The sequence below is a fragment of the Alsobacter ponti genome (assembly GCF_024294805.1).
In the GTDB taxonomy this organism is placed as follows: domain Bacteria; phylum Pseudomonadota; class Alphaproteobacteria; order Rhizobiales; family Beijerinckiaceae; genus Alsobacter; species Alsobacter ponti.
Genome location: NZ_JANCLU010000002.1, coordinates 138,922 through 164,095 on the forward strand (window position 1 = coordinate 138,922; position 25,174 = coordinate 164,095).

Annotated in this window: 21 protein-coding genes; 10 read left to right on the forward strand and 11 right to left on the reverse strand. The window is 68.5% G+C overall.

Annotated features, from left to right (window positions below):
- Position 1: 1 nt before the first annotated feature.
- The 3 genes from NK718_RS02985 to NK718_RS02995 all read right to left on the reverse strand — a co-directional run bounded on the left by NK718_RS02985 (position 2) and on the right by NK718_RS02995 (position 2,902).
- The gene (locus NK718_RS02985) at positions 2 to 1,309 is read right to left on the reverse strand and encodes an ABC transporter substrate-binding protein (protein WP_254738482.1); all 1,308 of its coding nucleotides are present in this window, start codon (positions 1,307 to 1,309) and stop codon (positions 2 to 4) included.
- On the reverse strand, positions 1,306 to 2,007 hold the full coding sequence (locus NK718_RS02990) for a helix-turn-helix transcriptional regulator (protein WP_254738484.1): 702 nt from the start codon (positions 2,005 to 2,007) through the stop codon (positions 1,306 to 1,308). Before NK718_RS02990 ends, NK718_RS02985 begins: the two co-directional genes overlap by 4 nt.
- 277 nt (positions 2,008 to 2,284) lie before the next feature.
- Positions 2,285 to 2,902 (reverse strand): Crp/Fnr family transcriptional regulator, encoded by a 618-nt coding sequence (locus NK718_RS02995; protein ID WP_254738486.1) that lies wholly within the window; start codon positions 2,900 to 2,902, stop codon positions 2,285 to 2,287.
- A gap of 592 nt (positions 2,903 to 3,494) precedes the next feature.
- Here NK718_RS02995 and NK718_RS03000 point away from each other — a divergent pair.
- Entirely contained in the window at positions 3,495 to 5,069 is a 1,575-nt protein-coding gene (locus NK718_RS03000; RefSeq protein ID WP_254738488.1) for an N-acyl-D-amino-acid deacylase family protein, read from the forward strand.
- A gap of 11 nt (positions 5,070 to 5,080) precedes the next feature.
- Here the strand turns inward: NK718_RS03000 and NK718_RS03005 are convergent, their stop codons facing one another.
- Positions 5,081 to 5,815, reverse strand: coding sequence for a FadR/GntR family transcriptional regulator (locus tag NK718_RS03005; RefSeq protein ID WP_254738490.1), 735 nt, complete (start codon positions 5,813 to 5,815; stop codon positions 5,081 to 5,083).
- Between the two features lie 506 nt (positions 5,816 to 6,321).
- On the opposite strand from NK718_RS03005, the gene NK718_RS03010 reads away from it, so the two are divergent.
- From NK718_RS03010 to NK718_RS03045, 8 genes are all read left to right on the forward strand, one after another.
- Positions 6,322 to 7,422 carry an ABC transporter ATP-binding protein gene (locus tag NK718_RS03010; RefSeq protein WP_254738492.1) on the forward strand — a complete coding sequence of 367 codons (1,101 nt, stop codon included), beginning with the start codon at positions 6,322 to 6,324 and terminating at the stop codon, positions 7,420 to 7,422.
- 56 nt (positions 7,423 to 7,478) lie between these two features.
- Positions 7,479 to 8,519: a M14 family metallopeptidase gene (locus NK718_RS03015; protein WP_254738494.1), complete on the forward strand. Its 1,041-nt coding sequence runs from the start codon at positions 7,479 to 7,481 to the stop codon at positions 8,517 to 8,519.
- A gap of 44 nt (positions 8,520 to 8,563) precedes the next feature.
- On the forward strand, positions 8,564 to 10,075 hold the full coding sequence (locus NK718_RS03020) for a M81 family metallopeptidase (protein WP_254738496.1): 1,512 nt from the start codon (positions 8,564 to 8,566) through the stop codon (positions 10,073 to 10,075).
- A gap of 37 nt (positions 10,076 to 10,112) precedes the next feature.
- Positions 10,113 to 11,153: a pyridoxal-phosphate dependent enzyme gene (locus NK718_RS03025; RefSeq protein WP_254738498.1), complete on the forward strand. Its 1,041-nt coding sequence runs from the start codon at positions 10,113 to 10,115 to the stop codon at positions 11,151 to 11,153.
- A gap of 106 nt (positions 11,154 to 11,259) precedes the next feature.
- On the forward strand, positions 11,260 to 12,495 hold the full coding sequence (locus NK718_RS03030) for an aminotransferase class V-fold PLP-dependent enzyme (RefSeq protein ID WP_254738500.1): 1,236 nt from the start codon (positions 11,260 to 11,262) through the stop codon (positions 12,493 to 12,495).
- Positions 12,492 to 13,430: a carbohydrate ABC transporter permease gene (locus tag NK718_RS03035; protein ID WP_254738502.1), complete on the forward strand. Its 939-nt coding sequence runs from the start codon at positions 12,492 to 12,494 to the stop codon at positions 13,428 to 13,430. Before NK718_RS03030 ends, NK718_RS03035 begins: the two co-directional genes overlap by 4 nt.
- 3 nt (positions 13,431 to 13,433) lie before the next feature.
- Complete coding sequence (locus NK718_RS03040) at positions 13,434 to 14,279, forward strand: carbohydrate ABC transporter permease (RefSeq protein WP_254738504.1); 846 nt, start codon at positions 13,434 to 13,436, stop codon at positions 14,277 to 14,279.
- Between the two features lie 43 nt (positions 14,280 to 14,322).
- Positions 14,323 to 15,654 carry an ABC transporter substrate-binding protein gene (locus tag NK718_RS03045; protein ID WP_254738506.1) on the forward strand — a complete coding sequence of 444 codons (1,332 nt, stop codon included), beginning with the start codon at positions 14,323 to 14,325 and terminating at the stop codon, positions 15,652 to 15,654.
- Positions 15,655 to 16,080: 426 nt separating this feature from the next.
- Here the strand turns inward: NK718_RS03045 and NK718_RS03050 are convergent, their stop codons facing one another.
- Positions 16,081 to 17,076, reverse strand: coding sequence for a succinylglutamate desuccinylase/aspartoacylase family protein (locus NK718_RS03050; RefSeq protein ID WP_254738508.1), 996 nt, complete (start codon positions 17,074 to 17,076; stop codon positions 16,081 to 16,083).
- Positions 17,077 to 17,156: 80 nt separating this feature from the next.
- On the opposite strand from NK718_RS03050, the gene NK718_RS03055 reads away from it, so the two are divergent.
- Positions 17,157 to 18,326 (forward strand): amidohydrolase/deacetylase family metallohydrolase, encoded by a 1,170-nt coding sequence (locus tag NK718_RS03055; protein ID WP_254738510.1) that lies wholly within the window; start codon positions 17,157 to 17,159, stop codon positions 18,324 to 18,326.
- A 22-nt stretch (positions 18,327 to 18,348) separates the two neighbouring features.
- Here NK718_RS03055 and NK718_RS03060 read toward each other — a convergent pair whose 3' ends face one another.
- From NK718_RS03060 to NK718_RS03085, 6 genes are all read right to left on the reverse strand, one after another.
- Entirely contained in the window at positions 18,349 to 19,548 is a 1,200-nt protein-coding gene (locus tag NK718_RS03060) for a mandelate racemase/muconate lactonizing enzyme family protein (protein WP_254738512.1), read from the reverse strand.
- 204 nt (positions 19,549 to 19,752) lie between these two features.
- Complete coding sequence (locus NK718_RS03065) at positions 19,753 to 20,445, reverse strand: L,D-transpeptidase (protein ID WP_254738811.1); 693 nt, start codon at positions 20,443 to 20,445, stop codon at positions 19,753 to 19,755.
- Positions 20,446 to 20,613: 168 nt separating this feature from the next.
- Complete coding sequence (locus tag NK718_RS03070; protein ID WP_254738514.1) at positions 20,614 to 21,648, reverse strand: AraC family transcriptional regulator; 1,035 nt, start codon at positions 21,646 to 21,648, stop codon at positions 20,614 to 20,616.
- A gap of 94 nt (positions 21,649 to 21,742) precedes the next feature.
- Complete coding sequence (locus tag NK718_RS03075; RefSeq protein WP_254738516.1) at positions 21,743 to 23,170, reverse strand: arylsulfatase B; 1,428 nt, start codon at positions 23,168 to 23,170, stop codon at positions 21,743 to 21,745.
- Positions 23,171 to 23,314: 144 nt separating this feature from the next.
- Positions 23,315 to 24,322 carry a transketolase family protein gene (locus tag NK718_RS03080; protein ID WP_254738518.1) on the reverse strand — a complete coding sequence of 336 codons (1,008 nt, stop codon included), beginning with the start codon at positions 24,320 to 24,322 and terminating at the stop codon, positions 23,315 to 23,317.
- Positions 24,319 to 25,170, reverse strand: a complete 852-nt coding sequence (locus NK718_RS03085; protein WP_254738521.1) for a transketolase — start codon at positions 25,168 to 25,170, stop codon at positions 24,319 to 24,321. Before NK718_RS03085 ends, NK718_RS03080 begins: the two co-directional genes overlap by 4 nt.
- Positions 25,171 to 25,174 lie beyond the last annotated feature (4 nt).

Below are 25,174 nucleotides of genomic sequence, written 5' to 3' on the forward strand. Positions count from 1 at the left end.
TTCAGGCTTTCTTCAGCTGGATGGCCTTGCTGGCCGAGGCCTGCAGCGCGTCGCGCGCGCTCTTGCGGCCGAGCACGGCTTCCTGGAGTTGCTGGATGTGGAAGTCTTCCCACTCCGCCGCCCACGGGAAAGTCATGTATTCGCGCGGCTTGGCGAGGCTGCCCTGCTTTGCGAACATCGCCTGGTCGCTCCATTTCTGCGTCTCGGCGGCGATGTCGGGATCGTTGTCGAGGCTCTTGTAGGCGTAGCCGACGCCGTTCTTGAGGTAATAGCGCTTGGCGACCTCCTGGCTGCTGATGAACTGCAGCAGTTTCCACGCTTCCTGCGGGTGCTTGGTGTCGGCTGAGATGGAGAACATCTGCGTCCAGCCCACGGTGGCGTGCGGGCCGCTCGCCGTCAGGCTGGGGAACAGCACCTGCTTCGCCGCGCCCGCGATCTTCGACGTCTTGGGATCGTTGATGAGCTTGAGGTCGTAGCGCGCCGCGGACGAGAAGGCGATCTTGCCGGCGGCGAAAGCCAGCCGCGCTTCCGCCGTTCCCATCTGCACGGACGCGGGATCGAGGATCTGCTTTTCGTTGGCCTGCACCAGATATTCGAGCAGCTGGAGGGACACCGGGTCCTTGTCCGCGAAGAGCGGATTTCCCTCCGCGTCGAAGAGGTGGCCGCCGCTGGCGTAGACGGCCGACCACCAATGCAGGCCGCTGCCCGCCTTGAGCGGAAACACGAGGGGCCGATCGAGGATTCCGGCCTTCTTGATGGCCAGCGCCTGTTCGGAGATCTCAGCCCAGGTGGAGGGCGGCGCGGCGATGCCGGCCTTCTGCAGAATGTCCGCGTTGTAGATGTAGGCGATGTGGTCGCCGTAATAGGGCAGGCCCCAGGTCTTGCCCTCATATTGCAGCCCGTCGAGATGGAAGGGGATCAGGCCCTCCACGTGCTTTTCCCAGCCGGGGAACTCGTTGATCGGCCGGATGTAGCCGGCGTCGGCCCAGCCGGCGAGCGACTGGTCGCGCACATAGAGCAGGTCCGGCGGATTGCCGGCGGTGAACCGGGCGATCATCTTCTGGACGTACTGGCCGGCGGGCTGCGCGACGAACTCGGCCTTGATGTTCGGATTGGCCTGGACGAACTCCTTGACGATCTCGCTCTGGAAGGCGGGATCGTAGTTCCAGCCCTCGAAATTGAGCGAGACGTCGTCCGCCGCCCACGCGGCTCCCCGGCCGACGAGCGGCAAGGCCGCCGCCGCTCCCACCAGAGCTCCCGACCGGCGCAGGAATGCGCGTCGGTCCCATCCCGTCCTGCTGCTGCTCATCTGCGGTCTCCCTGTTGACCGGCGTCTTGGCGCCGTTTGGTTTCGTCGCCCGGAGCGCCATCGGCCTTCCCGGGCGCGCGCATGCGCTTGAGGTCGTTGTAGAGCGTGGCGCGGCTCAAGCCGAGGTGATCGGCCACCTGCGGAATGGCGCGCTGCAGGGAGAACACGCCCCGCGCGTCGAGCGCGCCGAGGAGATGCTGGCGCTCCTCGCGCGACAGGTCCGCGAGCGGCCGCCCGAGCATCCGCGTCTCCTCCTTGAGGACGTCCCCGATCACCGCGCCCACGTCGTCGACGAAGGTGACGGGCCGGGGCGGCTTCTCGTCGGCCCCGAAAAGCCCTTCGAGGCTCTTGCCCAGCATCCAGAACTCGGTGACGTCGATGTTGACGCACAGCGCCCCGAACACGTGCCGCCGCCCGTCCCGAAGCGGCACCGTCACGGATTTCAGGATGCGGCCGCTCGGCGTGTTGGTGATGTAGCTGTACTGGTCCTTGGCGGCGTCGCCCTCGCGCAGGATCGACAGCCCGATCTGGGTGACGGAGCCGCCCGGCTTGCGGCCCGTGACGTTGCCGGCGATCGCCACGATGGATTGCTCGGGCTGGCGAAAGTCGTGCAGCACGACCTCGAATCTATCCCCGACCGAACTGTCGAGCGCCGCCAGCACCAGCCGCAGAGCCGCCAGGCAATCGTCCGCCGACACGGCAGGCGCTTTGGCAGCCGTTTTGGCCGGTGTCTTGGCCGGTGTCTTGGCGCTCGACGGCCGCGCGCGCGACGCCTTGACGCCTGCCGCCTTGCCGTTCGTGCCCGCCCGAAGGCTGCGTTTCGTCCCCATGCGGCAAGGCTAGCCAGCGTCTGGTCCAACTGTCAAACGATTTGATGAATTGTCTAACGCCGTGGTGAGTCGCGTCCGGGCTTGGACGGGGCCCGCCGGAGATGAGGCGTGTCGCTGAGAGCAGCTCCCGCCGGGAGCCTGCCCGTCAGTGCGCGTGGGACGGCAGAAGCCGCTGGTATTCGGCCTCGGGGATGCCGTAGGCGCCGTCCGTCATGTCGATGAGGAACGGGCGGTCCAGCACGGCGATGAGGCCGCGCCGGGCGCGGATCGCCCTGTGGCCTTCGAGAATGTGGATGGCGGTGGTGACGCCGGCCCGCCGCACCCCGAGCATGTGCGAGAGCATCTCGTGGGTGATGGGGAATTCATCGGCGCGGGCGCGGTCGTTGCACATGAGCAGCCAGCGGGCGAGCCGCATCTCGATCGTATGCTCGGCGTTCACGAATGCCGTCATGGCCGACTGCATGGCGATGGTCTGGGAATAGCGCAGGAGCGGCCGGTGAAGGGAGGGATCCTCCGCGAGAAGACGGGTCATGTCGTCGGCGGCGATGCGCAGCGCCTGGCCCTGGAGCTGAACCACGAGCTGCAGCGGGCACGATGCCGCGCCGAGGACGACGGCCAGCCCGACCATGCCCTCGCTCCCGACCATCCCGACCTCGACCTTGCCGCCCTGCAGCGGCGCGATCATCGACACGTAGCCGGATTGCGGGAAGTAGATGTGCTTCATCGGCTCGCCCGGCTCGCTCAGGACGTCTCGCAACGCCATGTCGACACGCTCGCCGCGCGACTGAAGCAACGCCTGCTGGGTCGCCGAAAAACAGGAAAAGAGGGAGTTTTCTCGTGTCGGGAGCATGGCTCGAGCCTCATCGGGGCAAGAGCACACACCTCTCTCGGCCGTTCGCGCCCGGAGAGATGCCGAACGACCGTTATAGTGTGTTCCATGAAGCAGGTTATTTCAAGGCGCGTGGGATATTTGTTTTTCTATTGACGCGGGCTTGGCAAGCGTCGGCGTGACGCCGCTTTCGACCCGGATGATCGGTATCGTACCGTTCCCTATTCTTGGAAACTGACCGCGCCGCCGCGCATTGAGCGATTGCATCGAGGCGCTCTGATGTACCCTGAAGATGGTGTTTTCCTCCCTTTCTGACTTTGGGCCGCCTCGACGGGCGGCCCTTTTTCTTGGGAAGGCGGCCGAAGATGGAGCGCGCCGGCGGATGCCAGGCCGAGCCACCCCCCATGAAAAGCTCAAGTCCGACCTGAAGCGGGAGAGAGGACCCAGGGCCGCGAGCCGCTGATCGGCGGCGCGGACCTCGGCCGCGTCTTGGTGTAATCTCGCCGGAAATCGAGCCGAGGGCCGCATGTTCGACCTGATCCTCGCCGGCGGCGCCGTCGTCGACGGCACGGGACGCGCCGCCATCCGCGCCGATGTCGGCATTCGCGGCGAGCGCATCGCGGCGATCGGCGATCTCGCGCAGGCGGACGCCGGGCGCGTGATCGACGCGACGGGCCTCACTGTCGCGCCCGGCTTCATCGACACGCACACCCACGCCGAGGGGGCGCTGCTGGTCGACCCGCAGCACGCCAACGGGCTGCGGCAGGGCGTTACGACCGTGCTGCTCGGCATCGACGGCATGTCCTACGCGCCGCTGTCGCGCGAGAACTACAAGCTCTACCGCCAGTGGCTGAGCGGCCTGCTGGGCGACCCGCCGGAAGAGCTCGACATGAGCAGCGTCGCCGCGTTCCGCGCGCACTATCACCGCAAGGTCGCCGTCAACACCGCCTATCTCGTCCCGCACGCGACGGTGCGGCTGGAGGTGCTGGGCTTCCACGACCGGCCGCTCGTGGGCGAGCCCCTGGCGAGAGCGAAGCGGCTCGTTCGCGAGGGGCTGGAGCAGGGCGCCGTCGGCTTCACCACCGGCTCGAAATACTATCCCGGGCCGTGGGCCGACACGCGCGAGCTGGTCGAGCTGTGCTCGGTGGTGCGCGAGGCGGGCAAGGTCTACATGTCCGAGCCGCGCGCGACGCCGCGCGCCTTCGCCGGCGGCGGTCCCGCCGAGGCCATGGAGATCGTCCGCCAGAGCGGGGTGAAGCTGCATCTGGCCCACTGGCGGACCGGCGCGGATTCGGCGGGCCGCATCGAGGCGATCATGGGCCCCATCGACGCGGCGCGGCGCGACGAGGACGATGTCACCTTCGACATCTACCCTTACCCGTCGGGCAGTTCGATCCCCGTCAGCTTCCTGCCCGGCGAGGTGCAGGAGGGCGGGCCGGAAGCGATCCTGCAACGGCTCGCGGATCCGACGGTGCGCGGACGCGTCGGCGCGTGGCTCGACGCGCATCAGAGCCTCTACCTCACCCCGATGACCTTTTCCTACGCGCCGGACGCGCCCGAGCTGGAAGGCGCGCGGCTCGTCGACCTGGCCGACGCCCGCCGCCGCTCGCCGGGAGAGACGCTGTGCGAGCTGCTGCTCGAACAGCGGCTGCGCCTGGGCCATGTCACCGCGCCCCCGGAGAGCGAGGCGGTGCGCGAGCGGATCGCGCGCGACTGCATGGAGCTTCTCGCGCGGCCGGACTACATGGTGTGCAGCGACATCACGCCGGCGGGCGGCTGCACCCATCCGCGCTGCTACGGCACGTTTCCGCGCCTCCTCGGCCGCTACCGCCGCGACTACGGGACGATGCCGCTCGAAGCCATGGTGCACCGGATGACCGACCGCCCGGCGCGGCGCTTCGGCCTCACGGGGCGCGGGCGCATCGAGACGGGCTATTTCGCCGACATCGTCGTCTTCGACGCCGCGACGGTGAACGACACCGGCACCTACGCGCGGCCGCGCGCCTTCCCGGTGGGCATCCCGTACGTGATCGTCAACGGCGAGATCGCCGTCGACCAGGAGCGCTGCACAGGCGTCTATGCCGGGCAGGCGGTTCCCTAGGCGGGCCGGCTTCAGTTGCGGACGTCGCCGTCGAAGACCCGGCGGCGCGCGTCCTGGATATGCTTGTGCATGGCCTCGAAGGCGGCGTCCTCGTCGCCGGCGGCGATGGCGTCGAAGATGACCTTGTGCTCGGCCTGGACGAGGTTGATCCGCTGCACCGGGTTGTGCAGGGACAATTGCCGGTTCAGCAGCATGGCGGTGCGGACGGATTCCTCCAGCATGCGCAGGGTGGTCGAGAAATAGGTGTTGCCGGAGGCCTCCGCGACCGCCTTGTGGAACGCGAAGTCGGCCTCGATGTTGAGGGTGCCCATCCTGATCGCCTCGCGCAGCGTGCGCAGGGTCGCCTCGATCATCTCCAGAGCGGCGTCGTCGCGGCGGGCCGCCGCGAGGCGCGCCGCCATCGGCTCGACGGCGATGCGGAATTCGAAGCAGCGCTGGATGTCGGCGATGCTGCCGATGGGGGCGAAGCGCAGGAGCGCGGTGGCCGGGCGCTTGAGGACGAAGCTGCCCGCGCCCTGCCTCGGCTGGATCAGCCCGTCGTCGCGCAGCCGCGCCAGAGCCTCCCGCACGATCGGGCGGGAGACGGAGAACAGGCGCGCCAGGTCGATCTCCGTCGGCAGCTTGGCGCCTTCGGGATAGCGGCCCTGGACGATGTCGGTCAGCACGACCTCGTAGATCTGGTCGCTGAGCTTCGACTGCGGGCGCTTGGCGAGCGGGTTGTCAGGCGCGGGCGGAGGCGTGGGCATGTCAGGCCGGCCTATATCGCGGGTTCGGACGGAAGTGAACAGACGCGGCGTTGTGGCGGAGCCGGGGCGCGCGCGCCGCGCCGGCGCAGGGCGGCTCGCTGACAAATCCCGTCGTCGCCGCCGGTCCCTCGGGAGTTCCGATCATTCCGCTCTCCTTGTGGGGGATGAAGCCGGGACACTCGCGCGCAAATCGATCCTGGAACGATTTCTAGTTCGATGTCAGAGCCTTCTGGCTGGCCTCGACGCGTCGTCCCCGCCGCCGCCCGGGGGAGGGACCTGGGATTTCCGACGATCGCGCCTTGGCATTTTCCACGAACGACCCTAAAAGATGTAAGCTTGACTGACAACTGGCATTTTTCGTGTCACGGAACGGCGGGGCGCGGACCGACGAAAAGCGCGGCGGAAACACGTCACCAATCTTGCGGGCCGCAAGTAGACGGATGAACATGGGGCTGGTTGGCCAGCATTCCGCGGGATGATCGGCAGGCGAAGGGGCAAGACAACGAATGGCGCGCATCCTGCTGAGAAATCTCCGGAAGACGTATGACAACCAGACGGAAGCCGTCCGCAGCATCAATCTGGAAATTCCGCACAACGAATTCCTTGCGCTCGTCGGCCCCTCGGGCTGCGGCAAGAGCACGACGCTGCGGATGATCGCCGGACTGGAGTCGATCACTTCGGGCGACGTCATCATCGGCGACCGCATCGTCAATTCCGACCAGCCGAAGGACCGGGACATCGCCATGGTGTTCCAGAACTACGCTCTCTATCCGCACATGACCGTCTACCAGAACATGTCGTTCGGGCTGCGGCTCAAGCGGACGCCGAAGGACGAGATCCATCGGCGGGTGGTGGAGGCCGCGTCGATCCTCAACATCACCGATCTGCTCCAGCGTCGCCCGAAACAACTCTCGGGCGGCCAGCGCCAGCGCGTCGCGATGGGCCGCTCGATCGTGCGCGACCCGCAGGCCTTCCTGTTCGACGAGCCGCTGTCGAACCTCGACGCCAAGCTCCGCGTCCAGATGCGCACGCAGATCAAGAAGCTGCACCAGCGGATGAAGACCACGGTGGTCTACGTCACGCACGACCAGATCGAGGCAATGACGCTGGCCGACCGCATCGTGGTGATGAACGCGGGGCGGATCGAGCAGGTCGCGAGCCCGCAGGAGATGTACGACAATCCCGCGACCAAGTTCGTCGCCGGCTTCATCGGCTCGCCCGCGATGAACATGATACCCTGCACCCTCGAGCGGCGCGCCACGCACCTCGCGGTCCGCATCAACGAGCGCCACAGCCTCGACATCCCGCCCGAGCGGACGCAGCGATACGCCGAGTATGTCGGGCAATCGATGCTGTTCGGCATGCGCCCGGAGCACATCACCGAGAAGCGCGCCCACGTCAACGCGGCGCAGCGCGACTTCTCCGAACAAGTGCAGGTTCTCGAACCGATGGGCGTCGACACCATGGTCTTCCTCGACCTCAACGGCGAGGAGATCTGCGCCCGCGCGGCGCCGCACTCCGTCCGGCCCGTGGGCGAAGCCATGGAGTTCACGGTCGACATGTCGAAGATGCACCTGATCGACCCGAGGACGGAGAAGGTCGTCTAGTCCCGTGCCGCGGATCGCGGCGCGCGGGTTCCTCGAAGACTGCTGGAGGCCCTCTCATGCGGCTTGCCCCTTCGGTTGAGATCGACCTCGACGCCGGCGGCAAGGCTTTCGGCCGGGTGGTGTTCCCGCTGGAAGCGCCCTGGAACGGCCGCCACGAGATCGTGCTGCCGGCCTGCGTCATCGGCCACGGGAAGGGACCGACGGTCGCGTTGTGGGGCGGCAATCACGGCGACGAATACGAGGGTCCGCTCGTGCTCGGGCAGATGGCGCGCGAACTCGACCCCGAAGCCGTCGAAGGCCGGCTCATCATCCTGCCCTCGATCAACCCGCCGGCGGTGCTCGCCGGGCAGCGTGTGTCGGCGATCGACGGCAAGAACATGAACCGCGTCTGGCCGGGCGATCCCGAGGGGACGATCACCGAGCGGATCGTGAGCTGGCTGGACACGGAACTGCTGTCGCGCGCCGACGTGCTGATGGACCTGCACACCGGCGGCAACGCCATGGACATCGTGCCGATGTCCATGTGCCACCACAGCGACGACCTGGCCTTCCGCGACCGCATCCGCGCGGCGCAGCTCGCCTACAACGCTCCCCTCAGCGTGGAACTGCGCCTGCCTCCGGACCGGCCGACGGCCTCGGGCCGGGCGCACGATCGCGGCATCCTCGTCGTGGGAAGCGAGTCCGGCGGCGGCCATCCCGCGCGGCCGGAGAGCCTCTGCGTCTGCCACGACGGCGTGCGCAACACGCTCGCGTTCCTCGAGGTGCTGCCGCCGCCGGTTCCATTGAGGGCTCGTGCGGTGACGCGCTTGACGCGGAAATGGGGATTTCAGGCCGAGATGGCGACCGAGCGGCCCGGCATGTTCGTGCCCTATCGCGGGCTCTGGGACGAGGTCGTCGCCGGCGAGCCGGCGGGAAGGTTCGTGCCGCTCGACGACCCCTTCGCCACGCCGGAAACGCTGCGCTTTCCCGCCTCCGGCCTCATCGCCGCGCGGCGGGCGAGCAGCGGCGTGCAGCCCGGCGACGTCCTCTACTGGATCGTCGCCGACGTCTCCGGCGAGCCGCGCCGCGCTATTGACGGTGCCGGGGCAGGGGCATAGGTTAAGTTGTTAAACAACACGAGAACTTGCCAGGGAGGACAATCTTGAGGCGCAAGATTCTCGTCGTGGATTGCGAGCAGGAGATTTCCTCGTTCAATCCGCAGCCCAGCCAGTACGAAGACTTCGCGGTGTTTCGCGGCGCGGCCTTGTTCGAGGCGCACGCCGACGCGGACACCTGCGTGCGCGGTTTCCGAGACGTGCTCGGGCAGCGGGCGGACATCGAGCTGGTCCCCGTCTACGGAGCCTCGGCCTGCAGCGCCGGGCCGTTGTCGGGCGAGGGCTTCGCCCGGCTCTCGGGCGAGCTTCTGGAGGCGGTCGACCGCGCCATGTCGCCCGACGTCGCCGCGATCTACATGTCGCTGCACGGCGCCATGGGCGCGATCGGCGAGCTGGACCCGGAAGGCTACCTGCTGGAGCACGTGCGCCGGCGCGTCGGGCCCCATATCCCCATCGTCATTTCGCTCGACCTGCACGGGCTGCTGACCGCCCGGATGCTGTCGAACTGCAACGCCATCGCCGTGTTCCACACCTATCCGCACAACGACTTCACCAGCACCGGCCGGCGCGCCGCGCGGCTGATGGAAGCGATCCTCGACCGCGGCGCGAAGCCGGTCATGGCGCGGATCTTCATTCCCGCGCTCGTGCGCGGCCCCGAACTGATCACGGCGACCGGCCTTTACGGCAAGATCATCGACCGCGCCAAGGCGATGGAGGAGAGCGGGGAAGCGCTCTCGGCCGCCGTGCTGATCGGCAACCCCTTCACTGACGCCCCCGAACTCGGCTCGCAGTCGCTCGTCATCACCGACAACGACCCGGACAAGGCCCGACGGCTGGCCATGGAGCTCGCCGACGCGTTCTGGGCCGACCACGAGAAGATGCTGGCGGAGCTCGTTCCGCTCGCCGACGCCATCGCCGACGCGGCCGGGCAGGGCGGTCCCGTCACCTTCACCGACGCCGCCGACGCGCCGAGCAGCGGCGCGTCCGGCGACAGCAACACGATCCTGGCCGGCCTGATCGCGGCCGGCTATCGCGGCCGCGCGATCATGCCCATCGTCGACGCCCCGGCCGCGGCGCGCGCGCATGAGGCGGGCGTGGGCGCGCGCATCCGCGTCTCGCTCGGCGGCACGATCGATCCGGCGCGCTTTCCCCCGCTCGCGCTCGATGTCACGGTCGAGCGGCTGGGCGACGGCGAATACACGCATGAGGTCTCGCGGATGCCGGCCCATGCCGGGCCGACCGCGGTGCTCCGCCACGGCGACATCCGCATCGTCGTCGTCTCGCGTGCGGTCTTCATGATGGACCGGGCGATCTTCCTCGCGCACGGGCTCGAGCCGGAGGAGGCGGACATCATCGTCGTGAAGTCGCCCGGCGCGGCGATCCGCTATTTCACCTTCGCCCGCAAAAACTACGTGCTCGACATTCCGGGCGCGACCTCGGCGAACCTCAACAGCCTCGGGCACCGCGTCTGCCCCCGGCCGATGTTCCCCCTCGACGACAATGTCGAGTTCCGGCCCAAGGTCGAGCTCTATCCCGCCAGCCTGAGGTCGGCGGCATGAGGCGGCCCGGGCTCCATCCCCCGCGGAGCGCGCGGACATGATCTGCCAGGATCAGCCGCGCGAGCGCTTCGTCCACCTGCCGACGCCGCTGGAACCAGCGCCGCGTCTGTCGGAGGCGCTGGGCATCGACCTGCTGATCAAGCGCGAAGACCTCGCCGGGCTGTGCGTCGGCGGCAACAAGGCGAGGCTGCTGGAATTCGCCATCGGGTCGCTGCGCGGCAAGGGCGTCGACACGCTCGTCGCCTACGCGTCCGACCAGTCCAACAAGCTGCGGGACATCGCCGCCGTCGCCGCGCGCTGCGGCATGCGGGCGGTGCTGCTGGTGCCGGGCGACGGCCATGGCGGCGAGCCGCCGCAGGGCAACCGGCTGCTGTTCGACATCCTCGGCGCGGAGGTGCGCGTGGTCGCGCCCGGCCTCGACCGCGCCGGCGTCATGGCGGCCCAGGAGCAGGTGCGCGATGAGTGCGCCCGCGCCGGACGCCGCGCTGCTGTTCTCGACCGCATGCTCGACTACGGCGTCGACGCCACCATCGGCTATGTCGACGCGGCGGAGGAACTGCACGCCCAGCTCTCCGGCGGGCCGGCCCCGCATTCGGTGTTCATTGCGGTCGGCGCGGGAATGACCGCCGCCGGCCTGGCGCTCGGCCTGAAGCACCTCGGCTCGCCGGCGCGCGTGGTGGGCGTTTGCATTTCCAGCCCCGCCGAAGAGGTCGCGCCGGAGATCGAGCGCCATGCCGCCCGCGCCGCCGAGAGGCTCGGAATCCCGACCCGCCTCGGCGCGGGCGACCTGACGCTGATCGACGATCAGGCCGCCATCGGGTACGGCACGTTGACGCCTCCGCTCGTCGAGGTCATCCGCCTCTTCGCGCGGCTGCACGGCCTCGTTCTCGATCCGGTCTACAACGCCAAGGTCGCGCGGGCTCTGGTCGATGAGGTCGCGACAGGCGGGGTGCCGAAAGGGGCGAGGGTCGTCTTCGTCAACACCGGCGGCAGCCCGGCCACCTACAATTACGCGCCGCTGCTGGCCGGGGGCGTCGCCCCCGGGCGGCCGGCCCGCGCATCCATGGCGGCTGGCTGACGATGGGCGCGGCGTTCGATTTCGCAACTCACGCAATGCGGCGGCGGCGCGGCGCGTGGGCGGTTTCCCAATCCGCCGATCCGGGGCTTTGCTCGGAGAAGGTCCAATGACGTTCCAGGGACAGACGCAACACGACGCCAACCCCGACATCCGCGTCAGCCTCGGCTGCACGCCGGTGATCAACCTGACGGGGACGCTCACCACCCTGGGCGGCATTAGCGCCCGGCCCGAGGCCATCGCGGCGGCCGCCGCGATCATGGGCAGGGGCGTCGACATCGTCGAGCTGCAGGCGCGCGCCAGCCGCGCCATCGCCGAAGTCACCGGTGCGGAGGCCGGCTTCGTCGCGGCCTGCAGCTCCGCCGGCATCTGCATGGCGGTGGCGGGAGCGATGACGGGCGACCGCATGACCGCCATCGAGCAGCTTCCGGACACGACCGGCATGAAGAACGAGGTCGTGATTCAGGTCGGCCATCTGGTGAACTACGGCCACCCGATCACGCAGGACATCAGGCTGGCGGGGGCGCGCGTGCGCGCCTTCGGGTCCGTCAACTCGACGTCTCAGGAGCAGCTTGCGGGGGCCATCGGCCCCGACACGGCGGCGGCGCTCTTCGTCGTCAGCCATCACTGCGCGCCGGACGGGCAGATTCCCTTCGCCGATTTCGCCCGCGTCTGCCGCGAGCGCGGCGTGCCCGTCATCGTCGACCTGGCGGCCGAATACGACCTCACCGGCTATCACAAGGCGGGCGCGGACATCTGCATCCACAGCGCCCACAAATTCGTCGGCGGCGCGACGGCAGGCATCGTCTCCGGCCGCAAGGACGTCGTCCGCGCCGCCTTCCTGCAGAACTACGGGATCGGCCGGCCGATGAAGGTGGGCAAGGAGGGCATCGCCGCAGCCATCGTCGCGCTGCGCGCCTTCAAGGCGGAGGACCGCGCGGCGGTTCGCGCCGAGCTGCAAAAGCCGCTGCTCTACTGGCGCGACGCGGTGGCGGACATCGCCGGCATCAGCGCGGAGCTCGACCCCGATCCCACCGACAACCCGTTCGACCGCCTGCGCGTCACCGTGCTGCCCGACGCGGGCTTCAAGGCCGTCGACGTCGTGCATGCGCTGGAAAAGGGATCGCCATCGATCCGCGTGCGCACGCACCAGCTCGAACACGGCTCCTTCGTCATGGACCCGCGCTCGCTGGGGCAGGGCGAGCGCGATGTCGTGGCCGAGCGCCTTCGCGCGGCGATAGGCGAGGCGCGGACGAACCGCGGCGAGGGCGTGCAGGCGTGGAAGATCGAGCGCGCCAACGCTCTCCGGCACTGGCCGGACACGCAGAGCGAGGCGGCGTCTTGAGCGAGGCGACGACGACATTGGTCCCGACGGCGGCGCCCCGGCAGCCGAGCTTCTGGGAGTTCGTCTCGAACGACGTCCGCACGCTGGCCTTTCTGTTCCTGCTGCCGACGACGGTCGTGCTGACCTGCGTCGTCCTCTATCCCTTCACCTACGCCCTGCTGCTGAGCTTCGAGGACAAGACGGCGGGCGTCCCGAGCCGGTTTATCGGCCTCCAGAACTACATCGAGCTTCTTTCGGACCGGGAGTTCATCGAGATCTTCTACAACACGGTCTGGTACACGGTCGTCGCCGTCGGCATCAAATTCCTGATCGGCCTCGCGTCGGCGCTCGTGCTGAACCAGCCGCGGCGCTTCAACAATATCTACCGCACCATCCTCTTCATCCCCTGGGCGATCCCCACCGTCATCGCCTCGCTGATCTGGCTGTGGGTCTACAACGAGTTCAACGGGCTCTTGAACATCGTGCTGCTCCGCGCCGGGATCCTCGACAACGGGATCGCCTGGCTGGCCGAGCCGAAATGGGCGATGTGGTCGGTGATCGCGGTGGTGGTGTGGAGCGGCACGCCCTTCTACACCATGCACTTCCTGGCCGGATTGCAGTCGATCCCCAAGGAGCTCTACGAGGCCGCCGAGATCGACGGGGCCGCGACGCTGCACAAGTTCTGGCACGTCACCATTCCGTCACTGAAGGCGGTGTTCACGATCACGGTGATGCTGTCGACGGTGTTCACCTCGACCAGCATCGTGGTCGTCAACATCCTGACGAACGGCGCGCCGGCGAACCTCACGCAGATCCTGCCGAACGAGAGCTACGGCGTCGCCATCGAGGCCGGCCGCATGGGGCTGGGCTCGGCGATCAACATGACGCTGTTCCCGTTCCTGGTGGTGTTCATCGTCTTCCTGACACGTCGCATGCTGCGCAAGGACGGGACCTGACCCATGGCGATGAGTCAGCAAACCTCGACACGGTTGACGCGCGGCGTTGGCGCGGTGGCGCTGGTCGTCCTGATCGTCTGGACGGTGGCGCCGCTCTACTGGATGGTGGTGACCTCCCTGAAGGTCAATTCCGAGATCTACGGCGAGCAGGTGACGCTCTGGCCGTTGAAGCCGACGCTCGACAATTACCGGGTGCTGTTCGAGGAGACCAACTTCCTCATCTACTTCCGCAACAGCGTCATCGTGGCGGTCGTCACGACGATGCTGTCGCTGGTGTGCGCGGCGCTCGGCGCCTATGCGCTGACGCGCCTCAACTTCCCGGGCCGGAGGTTCTTCGCGCGCGCCCTCGTCTATACCTATTTGATGCCGAGTTCGCTGCTGTTCATCCCGCTGCTCATCATCATTCGCGGGGTCGGACTGCAGAATACGCTGGAAGGGCTGGTCTTCTCCTATCTCGGCTTCACCGTGCCGTTCTGCACCTGGCTGCTGATGGGCTATTTCATGTCCATCCCGATCGAGCTGGAAGAGAGCGCCATGGTGGACGGCTGCGGCCGCCTCGGCGTGCTGTTCCGGATCGTCATCCCGTTGACCGTTCCGGCCCTCGCGGTCGTCGCTTTCTTCTCGTTCACCCTGGCGTGGAACGAGTTCATCTACGCCTCGGTCCTGGTGTCGGACCTCAGCGTGCGCACGATCCCGACGGGCATTCCGAATTTCATCGTCGAAGACGTCTTTTTCTGGGGGCCGATGATGGCATCGACCCTGATCAGCGCCGTGCCTCCGCTCGTCGTGTACTTCCTGTTTCAACGTTTCCTGATCACGGGTCTGACCCTCGGCGCGGTCAAGGGGTGATGGAAGGGTAGCAACGCACTCAACAACAGAGAGGGGATTGGAAATGACTCGCAGGATCTATTCGCGTCGCGACATCGGCAAGTTCGGCCTGGTCGCGGCCGCCACCGGAATAGCCGCCCCCTACCTCAATATTCGCGCGGCCTACGCCCGCGACGCCAAGCTGGTGTTCTGGCTGCAGCCGAACTTCAACAAGGTGGCCGACGACCTGCTCGTGGAGCAGGCGAAGGAGTATGCGCGCCTGAAGGGGCTCAGCGGCAACGATCTCCAGATCGAGGTGGTGCCGGGCGGCGAAGTCGCCAAGCGCATGGCCGCGGCGCTGGAGGTGGGCGCTCCGCCGGACGTGACGCGCGCCAACGAGGAAGACCTGACCAAGTGGGGCGTCGCGGGACACCTGCTCGACGTGACCCCGATCGTCAACGAGATGAAGGGGCGCGAGGGCGGCATCAACGAAGCATCGCTGCCGCTCGCGATGATGAACGGCCAGATCTTCGGCGCGCCGATGGGCATCGCCGCCAACGCCGCCCATGTGCGGGCCGACAAGTTCAAGGAGGCCGGCTATGACGGCCTACCGAAGACCTGGGAGGAGTTCATCGAGGCCAGCAAGAAGGTCACGAAGCCGCCCTTCTATGCCTACGGCATGGCGCTCGGGCTGGTCCCGTCCGACAGCCTCGGCGACGTGATGTCGGTGGTCTCGGCCTATGGCGGCAATCTGATCGACGAGAAGAACCGGCCGGCGCTCCAGAGCGACGCGACGGTGACGGCGTTCAAGCTCATCAACACGATGTACAACGACGCCAAGATCATCCCGCGCGGCGCGCTGAGCTGGGACAATTCGGGGAACAACAAGGCCTTCCAGTCCGGACAGGTGGCCTACGCGCTCAACCCGACGAGCATCTATTCGAGCCTGATCGCCGACAAGAGCCCGTTCCTGGACGCGACGATCCTCGAGCGCCCGCCGGGCGGTCCGGCCGGCCGCTTCAGCACGGCCTCGACCGACTACTACAGCGTGTTCAAGAAGTCGCCCAATCCCGAACTCGCCATGGGGCTGATCCAGCACTTCATGAAGCCCGAGAACTATTCGCGCTTCATCGTCGAGGCCGGCGGGCGCTATTTGCCGATCTATCCGGCCCAGCTCAAGGACCCGTTCTGGACCAGCAAGCCGGCCTTCGCGGGCCTGCTCGAGGCGGCGCGCTCCGCTCGCTCCAACTACGCGCCCGGCAAGCTGACCCCGGCGCTGAGCGAAATCGTCAACCGCAGCATGGTGGTCGAGGAAGTCCAGAACATGCTGGTCAAGGGCAAGGACCCGGCGCGCGCGGTCGCCGACGCGCACAAGACGATGGTCGAGGTCTACAAGCGCCTCGGCGAGCCGACCTGAACCGGCCTTCGCCCCAAGGCGGGCATCGTCGAAGGACAGCGAAAGCCCCCGGCAGCGGGGGCTTTCTTTTTCGGCGGTGGGCTAGGTCGGCAAGTATAGCTTTTTGGACTTTTGACGGAATTCGCGAAGCGGGCTTCAGCCCGCCCGTCCCCGGAACGGTGCAGCGCCAGCGGAACCGTATCCGGGGCCCAGCGCGATATGTCGCGCGTCAGCGCGCCCTTGTAAAAAGGCTGATAAAGCGCCGCTTCGCGGCATCATCCATGCACTGGACCCCGGATTCCCCTCCGCTTTCGCTCCGGGGGTCCGGGGACGGGCGGACGAGGTCCGCCCTGTGGGCAGTGGGGACGGGCGGACGGGCGTCCGCCCTTCGCGGCGCGGGGCCATTGCCGGCGGCAGGCCGGCGACCCGAGCTGATGAGCCCGCCGATCAACCGACCGGCCGGGCGAGATGGGCGACGCAGTCGCCGCGTTCGACGCGGGCCGGGTGGCGCTGGCAGACGACGTCGCCCGCCGCCTCGAAATGGAGGCGGATCGGGGCGCGGCCGGGGTTCTCCGGGAAGAACAGTTCTCCGCACAGATCGCCTTCGGCGACGGTGTCGCCGAGCCGCGTCGCCTGCACGAAGACGCCGGCTTCCGGGGCGTAGACATAGGCGCGCGGCCCGAACACATGGAGCGCCACGGGCGGCGGCGCGGGCTCGAACGTCTCGTCGGTCGCGCCGAAGAAGGCGAGGAGGCGTGCGACCGCGCCCTCGACCAGCGCCAGCCCCTCCGGCGTCAGCGCGCCCGTGCCGCCATACTCGCCGTTGATGTAGATCTTGCGGTGCTCGCGGGTCGCGGTCGACATCCCGCCGGCGCGCGCGGCCGTCTCGAAGATCATCACGTGGCGCAGGCCGAGCGACTTCACGGCGGCGAGGCTGCGCGCCTTCAGCTCGGGGCTGGCGTCCGGAGAGAAATGCGTGCTGGCGTGCGGCCGGTAGGCGAGGCTGCCGCCGCCGCAATGGAAGTCCGCCACCACGTCGACCATCGGAACGAGGTGGTTGTGGAGGTAGTCGGCGATCTTCCAGGTGGGGCCGCCGTCCGGGTCGCCGGGGAAGGCGCGGTTGAGATTTCCCTGGTCGAGCGGGCTCACCCGCGTTCCCGCGATGGCGGCGGGCGTGTTGAGCGAGGGGATCACGATCACGCGGCCGCGAATGTCCTCGGGCGGCAGCCGCTGGATCAGCCGCGTCAGGACGATCTGGCCCTCGTATTCGTCGCCGTGGTTGCCGGCGGTCAGGAGGATGCTCGGGCCGTCGCCGTTGTTGAACACGGCGATGGGCACCGGCACGACGCCATAGGCGCTGCGGGTGACGGAATGCGGCACCCGGAGCCAGCCCACCTGCCGGCCCGGCGCGGCATAGTCGACCGTTGTCGTGATCTGGGTCATCGAACGCCATTTCCCGTTTGCGCCCCGGTGAGGGTCACGATATTTTTGTCAGACAACTTGTCAAATCATACGAGGCGGCGATGCACGACATTCTGATCCGGGGCGGGAAGGTCATCGATCCGTCCCAGGGCCTCGCCGCCGACCGCGACGTCGCGGTGAAGGACGGCAAGATCGCCGCGCTGCTCGAACCGGGCTCGGGCGGGCAGGCGCAGGTCACCGTCGACGCCACCGGCCATCTCGTCACGCCGGGGCTCATCGACCTGCATGTCCACGTCTATCCGCATGTTCCGCTCGGGGTCGACGCGGACCAGCTGTGCATCTCCGGCGGCGTCACGACGATGCTCGACACGGGGTCCGCGGGGTCCAACAACTTCGATGCTTTCCGCCGCGACTTCATCGACAAGGCGCATTGCCAGGTGCTCGGCCTGGTCAACCTGTCGCGGGCCGGCCTCGTCGCCTCCGAACTCGGCGAGCTGATGGACCGGCGCTACGCCGACCCGAAGGGCGTCGTCGCGACCATCGAACGCAACCGGGGCGTCGCGGTCGGCGTGAAGATCCGCGCGGGGACGCACATCATCGGCGCCGGCAAGGACGGTTGGGACAATCTGCGCGAGGCCATCCAGGCGGCGCGCGACTCCAAGACCTGGCTGATGGTGCATATCGGCGAATGCCCGATGTCGATCCCCGAATTGGTCAACGAGCTGTCGCCGGGCGACGTGCTGACGCACTGCTTCAAGGGCGGCTCCACGCGGGTGACGGACGACCACGGGCGCATCTTCGACGACGTCCGCGCCGCGCGGGAGCGGGGCGTCGAGTTCGACGTCGGCCACGGCTATGGCAGCTTCAACTGGAGCGTGGTCGAGGCGGCGCTGGAGCAGGGCTTCGAGCCCAACACGATCAGCACCGACCTGCACGGCATGAACCTGCACGGCCCGGTGTTCGACATGCCGACGACGATGAGCAAGTTCCTGATGCTCGGCGTGCCGATCGAGCGCGTGGTGGAGATGTCCACGACGAACCCGGCGAAGACGTTGGGCCTGCAGGACCAGATCGGCACGCTGAAGGTCGGGACGGCGGCCGACATCACCGTGCTGGAGCAAATCGAGGGGCGCTTTGCCTTCTTCGACAGCTATCGCGAGGAGCGCGTCGGGGACACGCTCCTCGTCGCCGCCGCCACCGTGCTGCGCGGCAAGCTCCTGCCGGGCGGGGGAGGCCGGCGCATGCGCTTCCTCGCGGGCGAGGCGCGCTGATCCGTATCCGCCCGGCGCGCCCTCAGAGCACGCTGCGGCGGACGGTCAGGTCGGAGCGCTCGAACACCTCGGACCGCAGCTCGACGCCGAGGCCAGGGCCTTCCATCGGGTAGACATAGCCGTTCTCGATGCGCGGCATCGCCGTGACGAGCTCGTTGTACCAGCCGCGATAGAACGCCCGCACCGACTCCTGGATCAGCGTGTTGGGCTGGCTGAAGGATGTATGCACGGCGGCGATGAAGCCCACCGGCCCGATGCAGTCGTGCGGGGCGAAGGGGCGGTGATAGGTCTCCGCCATCGCCGCGATCTTGCGGCCCTCGGTGAGGCCGCCGGTCCAGCACAGGTCGACCATCACCACGTGGGCGGCGTCGCGGTCGAGATAATCCTTGAAGGCCCAGCGCGAGCCCAGCGTCTCGGAGGCGCAGACCCAGACATCGGTCGAGCGCGCGTACTCCGCCAGCGCCTGGGGCGAGTTCATGCGGATCGGGTCCTCGTACCAGGTGGGCTCGAATGCCTCCAGCTCCCGGGCGATCTTCAGCGCGGTGGGCAGGTTCCACAGCGAGTGGAACTCCACCATGATCTCCATGCGGTCGCCCACCGCCTTTCGGATCTTCTCGAACGGCGCGATGGCGGCCTTCATCTGGGCGGCGGAGATGTGCAGGCCGGCGGTCTCCTGGGCGGCCGGATCGAACGGCCAGATCTTCATCGCCGTGATGCCCTGCGACAGGAGGTCCTCGGCCAGCACGTCGGCGCGGTTCATGAAGGCGTCGAGGTCCTCGTAGGGGCCCGCGGCCTCGCCGAGCGACCAGTTGGAGACCGGGACGATATTGTTGGTCCGCACGTAGCGGTAGCCGGCGCAGGTGTTGTAGATGCGCTGCTTCTCCCGGCACAGGCCGCCCAGCATCTGGTGGACCGGCTGGCCGCAGACCTTGCCGAACGCGTCCCACAGCGCGATGTCGATCGCCGACGCCGCCCGGTATTCGACGCCGGTCGAGGACTGCGCCATCGGGAGGCTCACCATCTCCCGGTTCAGCGCCTCGACATGCAGCGGATTGCGGCCGAGCAGGCGCTGGGCGAGCGTGTCGTGGATGTGCGCCTCAACCGCGCCCGCGCCGTAGAACGTCTCGCCCAGCCCGACGATTCCGGCGTCGGTATGGACGCGGACCCACAGGACGTTGGCGAACTCCTCGGCGCGAAGCGTTTCGATGCCGGTGATCTTCATGGCGCTGGCCTCCCTCTTCGCCGGCGGCCATGCCGCTCACGACGTTCTTCGGAAGGAACCATAGAAGACGACGGCCCGCCGCGCCTAGGTGCGCGCGGCCGATATTCGACGCGTTGTCGCGACCGTCCGCATCGTCGAGGACGGTCCGGCCCCGCCCCCAACGGGAGCGGAGCGGAGCGGGGCGGAGCTTTCAGCCGCGAAGAGTTACGCCGGGAGGACGATCACCTTCGTCTTGACCGGCGTGCGGGAATAGAGGTCGAGCATGTCCTGCGTCAGGAGCCCGGTGCATCCGCTGGTCACGTTGGTCCCGATCGATTCGGGGTCGAGGGTGCTGTAGATCGTGTAGAGCGTGTAGCGGCCGCCCTGGTAGAGGTAGAGCGTGCGCGCGCCGAGCGGATTGTCGAGGCCGCCCGGCATGCCGCCGGCGTATTTCCGCGACTCCGGCTGGCGCGCCATCATCTCCTTGGGCGGCGTCCACACCGGCCATTCGGCTTTGCGCCCGACATAGGCCTCGCCGTTCCACAGGAAGCCCGAGCGGCCGACATTGGCGCCGTAGCGCGTGGCGTTGCCGTCGCCTTCGATGCGGTAGACGTAGTAGTTGCTGGGGTCGACGATGATCGTGCCCGGCGCTTCCTTGCTGTCGTAACGCACTGTCTTGCGGTAATATTTCGGGTCGACCTTGCTGACGTCGATCGCCGGGATCGGGAACTTTTCCTCGGGCACCGGCCCGTAGTGAAGCGCCGCCTCGGCGCGGCTCATGCCGTCGGTCGAGACGCAGCCAGCGAGCCCCAGCGAGCCGAGGCCGGCGGCCGAGCCGAGCAGGAACGACCGACGGTTGAGTCGGCTGAACGGGGCTCCGGCCGAAGCCGCCTCGTCCGTTGCGCCGGAATTCGCCATTTCACGGTCGGTGTTCGTCACGTCGCTGTTTCCCTGTCTCGTCGCCGGCCGGAGAATCTCCCGCGGCGCCCTCTGATCGTCTCAGCCGCGCAGACATTGCCGTCACACGGCCCGGTTGACAAGCGTGCATCGGCAGCCCCCGGCGGCCCCCGCTCAGGCCTTTCCCCCTCAGTCCTGCGAATCGCCCCGCTCCAAAGCGAGCGCTTCGCCGCGAAACGTCGTCGGCGGGCGGCCGGTCCAGCGCCGGAAGGCGCGGGTGAAATGCGCGGTGTCGGAGTAGCCGAGCGACATCGCCACGCGCGTGACGGGCGCCCCCTCGTGGATCCGCGCCATCGCCAGAGTGCGTCTCAGCCCGTCGACCAGCGCCTCGAACGAGGTGCCGGCCTCGACGAGCCGGCGCTGAAGCGTGCGCGGGGCGACGCCGAGCACGCCGGCGGCGTCGATGAGCGTCACGGGGCCGTGGGGCAGGCGCGCCGTCACGATGGTGCGCAGCACGTCGAGCAGCCCGGAGTCGCGCAATTGGTAGGCCTGCGGGGCAGGGACGCTCCGCGCGTCGCCGCCGTCGCGCGATGAATCGGCCCGTGGCGCGACGCGGCGGCGAAGCACCGCCTTGTCGAAGACGATGCGCGTGTCCGCCGTCTCGCCGAACACGACCGGCGCGCCGAAATGCTCCTCGTAGTCGAGGGCGCGCCCGCGGCGGGCGTGCGGAAATAGGACATACGTGGGCGACCATTCGACGCCGAGCAGGGCCCGCAGAAAGCGCAGGTGAAACGCGGCCGCGCCTTCGTACAGGATCGACGACGCGCCCTCGGGCTCCCCCTCGAGCCGGTGCGACCACACGGCCCGCTCGCCCTCCGTCCGCAGCCCCAGCCGCACATGCGTCTGCAGCGCCGGCATCGACCGGGCGTGCGCGCGCAGGCACTCGCCGATCGACGTTCCGCCGACGAGGGCGAGACCGGCGCTGCCGAGGCGCGCGGGATCGGCGGCCGCGCCCAGCGCGAGACCGATCTCCGGCCGGTCGAGAACGCGCGCGGCCATGTTCAGCACGGCGCTGACCTGGGCGCGATGGACGAGGGCGGGCGTCGCGGTCGCCGCCGCGCGCATGCCGCCCGCGCCGAAGATGGCGTCGGCGTCGAGGCCCGCCGCGCCGAGCTGGGCGGGGAGCATGTGCAGGACGGCGGCGCGAACCGTCGGAACGGACATGGGGCGTCTCGCGGCGATGGCCGGGCCGGACATCGCCGCGATGCTACGGTTCCAGCGTTGAACTCGCAACGCGTGCCTGGCGGTTCCTCAACCGTCAGTCGTACTGGCTGAAGAACGCGTCGTCGTTGGGGAAGACCGGGCCCGGCGCATGCCGGCCGAGATAGGCCTTGAACGACGCCTGGAAAAACGAGGACGGCGCCATCTCACCCGCCAGGACATTCACCCGCTTCTGAAGGTCGGCCACGATCGCGGGCTGCTCGGCGGCAAGGTTCTTCGCCTCGCCCGGGTCCTGGGCGATGTTGAACAGCTCCACCTTGGACGGAAGCGTGGTCCGCCACACGAGCTTCCAGTCGCCCTTGCGGACGGACGCGCGGAACATCTCGACGTTGTAGACGATCTCGTCGCGCGGCGAGGACGCGCCCTCGCTGATCGTGCGCCAGACGTCGCTGCCGTCGAGGGGCTTGACGCCCTTGAGGCTCGCGCCGGCGCGGCCGGCCAGCGTGGGCAGCATGTCGACCACGTGGATGGGCTCGGCGACTTTCCGCGGCTTGATCCGACCCGGCCAGTTGGCCAGCGCCACCGCGCGCGTGCCGCCTTCGTAGAGCGAGCCCTTGCCGTCGCGGAACGGCCCGTTGCTGGCCGGCGGCGCGCCTTTCGTCGCGATCTGCCCCGCGAACATCGCGGATTTCACGCCGCCATTGTCGCTGTGGAACACGACCAGCGTGTCGTCGCGCATGCCCTTGCGCTTGAGCGCGTCGAGCACCGCCGCGATCTGGTCGTCCATGGCGCTGACCATCGCCGCGTAGGTCCGGCGGTTGGGGTCGGAAATGGTCTTGTAGCGGTCCAGATAGGCCTGCGGCGCCTGGAGCGGCGTGTGGGGCGCGGTGAACGCGAGGTACATGAACATCGGGCGCTTGGGGTCGTGTCCCTCGATGTAGCGCACGGCGTCCTTGCCCAGCAGCTCGGTCACGTAGCCCGGCTCCTTCAGCAGCTTGTCGTTGCGATACCAGTCCGTCACCCCGTGGACCTGATGGGTGAAGTAGTCGATTTCGCCGATCAGCGCGCCGTACTGGTAGTCGAAGCCGCGCTGGCGCGGCCAGAGCGCGCGGTCGGCATGGCCGAGGTGCCACTTGCCGATGATGGCCGTGTCGTAGCCCGCTTCCTTGAGCACCTGCGGCAGCAGCTTCTCGTCCAGCGGAATGCCGAACGTCTGCTCGGGCAGGATGACGAAGCTCTGGAGCCCGTATCGCATCGGGTAGCGGCCGGTCATCAGCGCGGCGCGCGTCGGGGTGCACATGGGCTGGACGTAGAACTGGTCGAGCGTCGCGCCGCCTTGGGCGAGCTCGTCGAGCGTCGGCGTCTTGATCTCGGCCCCGTGGAAGCCGACATCGGCCCAGCCGAGATCGTCCGCCACGATGTAGAGGATATGCGGCCGGGCGGCGTTCTGCTGGGCCATGGCCGGCCGGATCGCGAACAGGCAGGCGAGAGCGATCGCCGTTACGAGGGAGAAGGGTCGGATCACGGAGCCCTCGGAAATTGATGCGGGGTTGCAGGCTTAACCTCGGCAATCTATCCGCGCTTGCCATTTCGCGCCAAACGACTTGTAGCGGGCGACGGACCCTTTCGAGGACGGGATCGCGCGACGGGCCCCCGCCGCGCGTCCGGCCTACAGCCACGCCTTGATCCGGCTGGTGACGGCGGCGGCGGAGATGCCGTAGCGGTCGTGCAGCGTCGGCAGCGCGCCGGCGTGCAGGAACTCGTCCGGCAGGCCGATGTGGCGGAACCTCGGATGCACGCCGGCCTGCAAAAGCACCGAAGCCACGGCCTCGCCCAACCCGCCGACCACGGTGTGGTTCTCCGCCACCACGACGAGGCGGCCGCCCTTGGCCGCTTCGGCCAGGATGGTGCGCGTGTCGAGCGGCTTGATGGTGGGGACGTGGAGGACGGCGGCGTCGACCCGGTCGCCGGCGAGCAGCTTCGCGGCCTCGAGGGCGCGCATGGTCATCAGGCCGGAGGAGACGATGAGCACGTCGCGGCCGTCGCGGATCGTCTTGGCCTTGCCGAGTTCGAACGTGTAGCCGTACTCGTCGAGCACGAGCGGCACTTGCCCGCGCAGCAGGCGCATGTAGACGGGGCCCTTGTGGTCGGCGATGGCGGGAACCACCTGCTCGATCTCGTGCGCGTCGCACGGGTCGATGACCGTCATGTTCGGAATGGCCCGCATCAGCGCCAGGTCTTCCGCGGCCTGGTGGCTCGGCCCGTAGCCGGAGGTGAGGCCGGGCAGGGCGCAGGCGATCTTCACGTTGCGGTTCTCTTCCGCGATGGTCTGGTGGATGAAGTCGTAGGCCCGGCGCGAGGCGAAGACGGCATAGGTCGTGGCGAACGGCGTAAAGCCTTCTGCCGCGAGGCCCGACGCCGCGCCGAACAGCAGTTGCTCCGCCATGCCGACCTGGTAGGTGCGGTCCGGGAAGGCGTCCCGGAAGATGTGCAGGTCGGTGTACTTGCCGAGATCGGCGGTCATGCCGACGATGTCCGGCCGCGTCCTCGCCGCCTCGACCAGGGCGTGACCGAAGGGGGCGGACCGGGTCTTCTGCCCCTCCGCCGCGATCGAGGCGATCATGGCCGAGGTGGTCAGGCGCGGCTTGCCGGGGGGAGGGGTGGGGGTGGACGTCATGCGGGCCTCCCGGCGTCCAGAGCCTGAAGGGCGAGCGCCCATTCGTGCGGGTCGACCCGGATGAAGTGGTTCTTCTCGCGCGCCTCCAGGAAGGGCACGCCCTTGCCCATCAGCGTGTCGGCGACGATCATCTTCGGGCGCGGCTGCGGGTCCGCCTTGGCGGCGTCGAAGGCGGCGACCACGGCGTCGACGTCGTTGCCGTCGATGCGCTGGACGTGCCAGCCGAAGGCGCGGACCTTGTCGGCCAGCGGCTCGAAGGCCATGACCTGCGACGAAGGCCCGTCCGCCTGCTGGTTGTTGACGTCGACGATGGCGACGATGTTGTCGAGCTTGTAGTGCGCCGCCGACATCATGGCCTCCCACTTCGAGCCTTCGTCGAGCTCGCCGTCGGAGAACAACACGTAGACCCGAGCGGTCGAGTTCTTGCGCTTCAGCCCCAGCGCCATGCCCACCGCGATGGACAGCCCGAGCCCGAGCGAGCCGCCGGACATCTCCATCCCCGGCGTGTACTGCGCCATGCCGGACATCGGCAGGCGGCTGTCGTCGAAGCCGTAGGTCTCGATCTCGGATTCGGGGATGATCCCGGCCTCGATCAGCGCCGCGTAGAGCGCGATGGCGTAGTGGCCGTTCGAGAGCAGGAAACGGTCCCGGCCCTCCCAGCTGGGGTCGTCGGGACGGTACGTCATGGCGTGGAAATACGCCGTCGCCAGCACGTCGGCGATGTCGAGCGCCTGGGCGATGTAGCCCTGGCCCTGGACCTCGCCCATGCGCACCGCGTGGCGGCGGATGCGGTAGGCGCGCTCGGCGATGCTGGGCGCGTTCGCGCCGCGCGGCGGTGCCGTCGTCATGGGT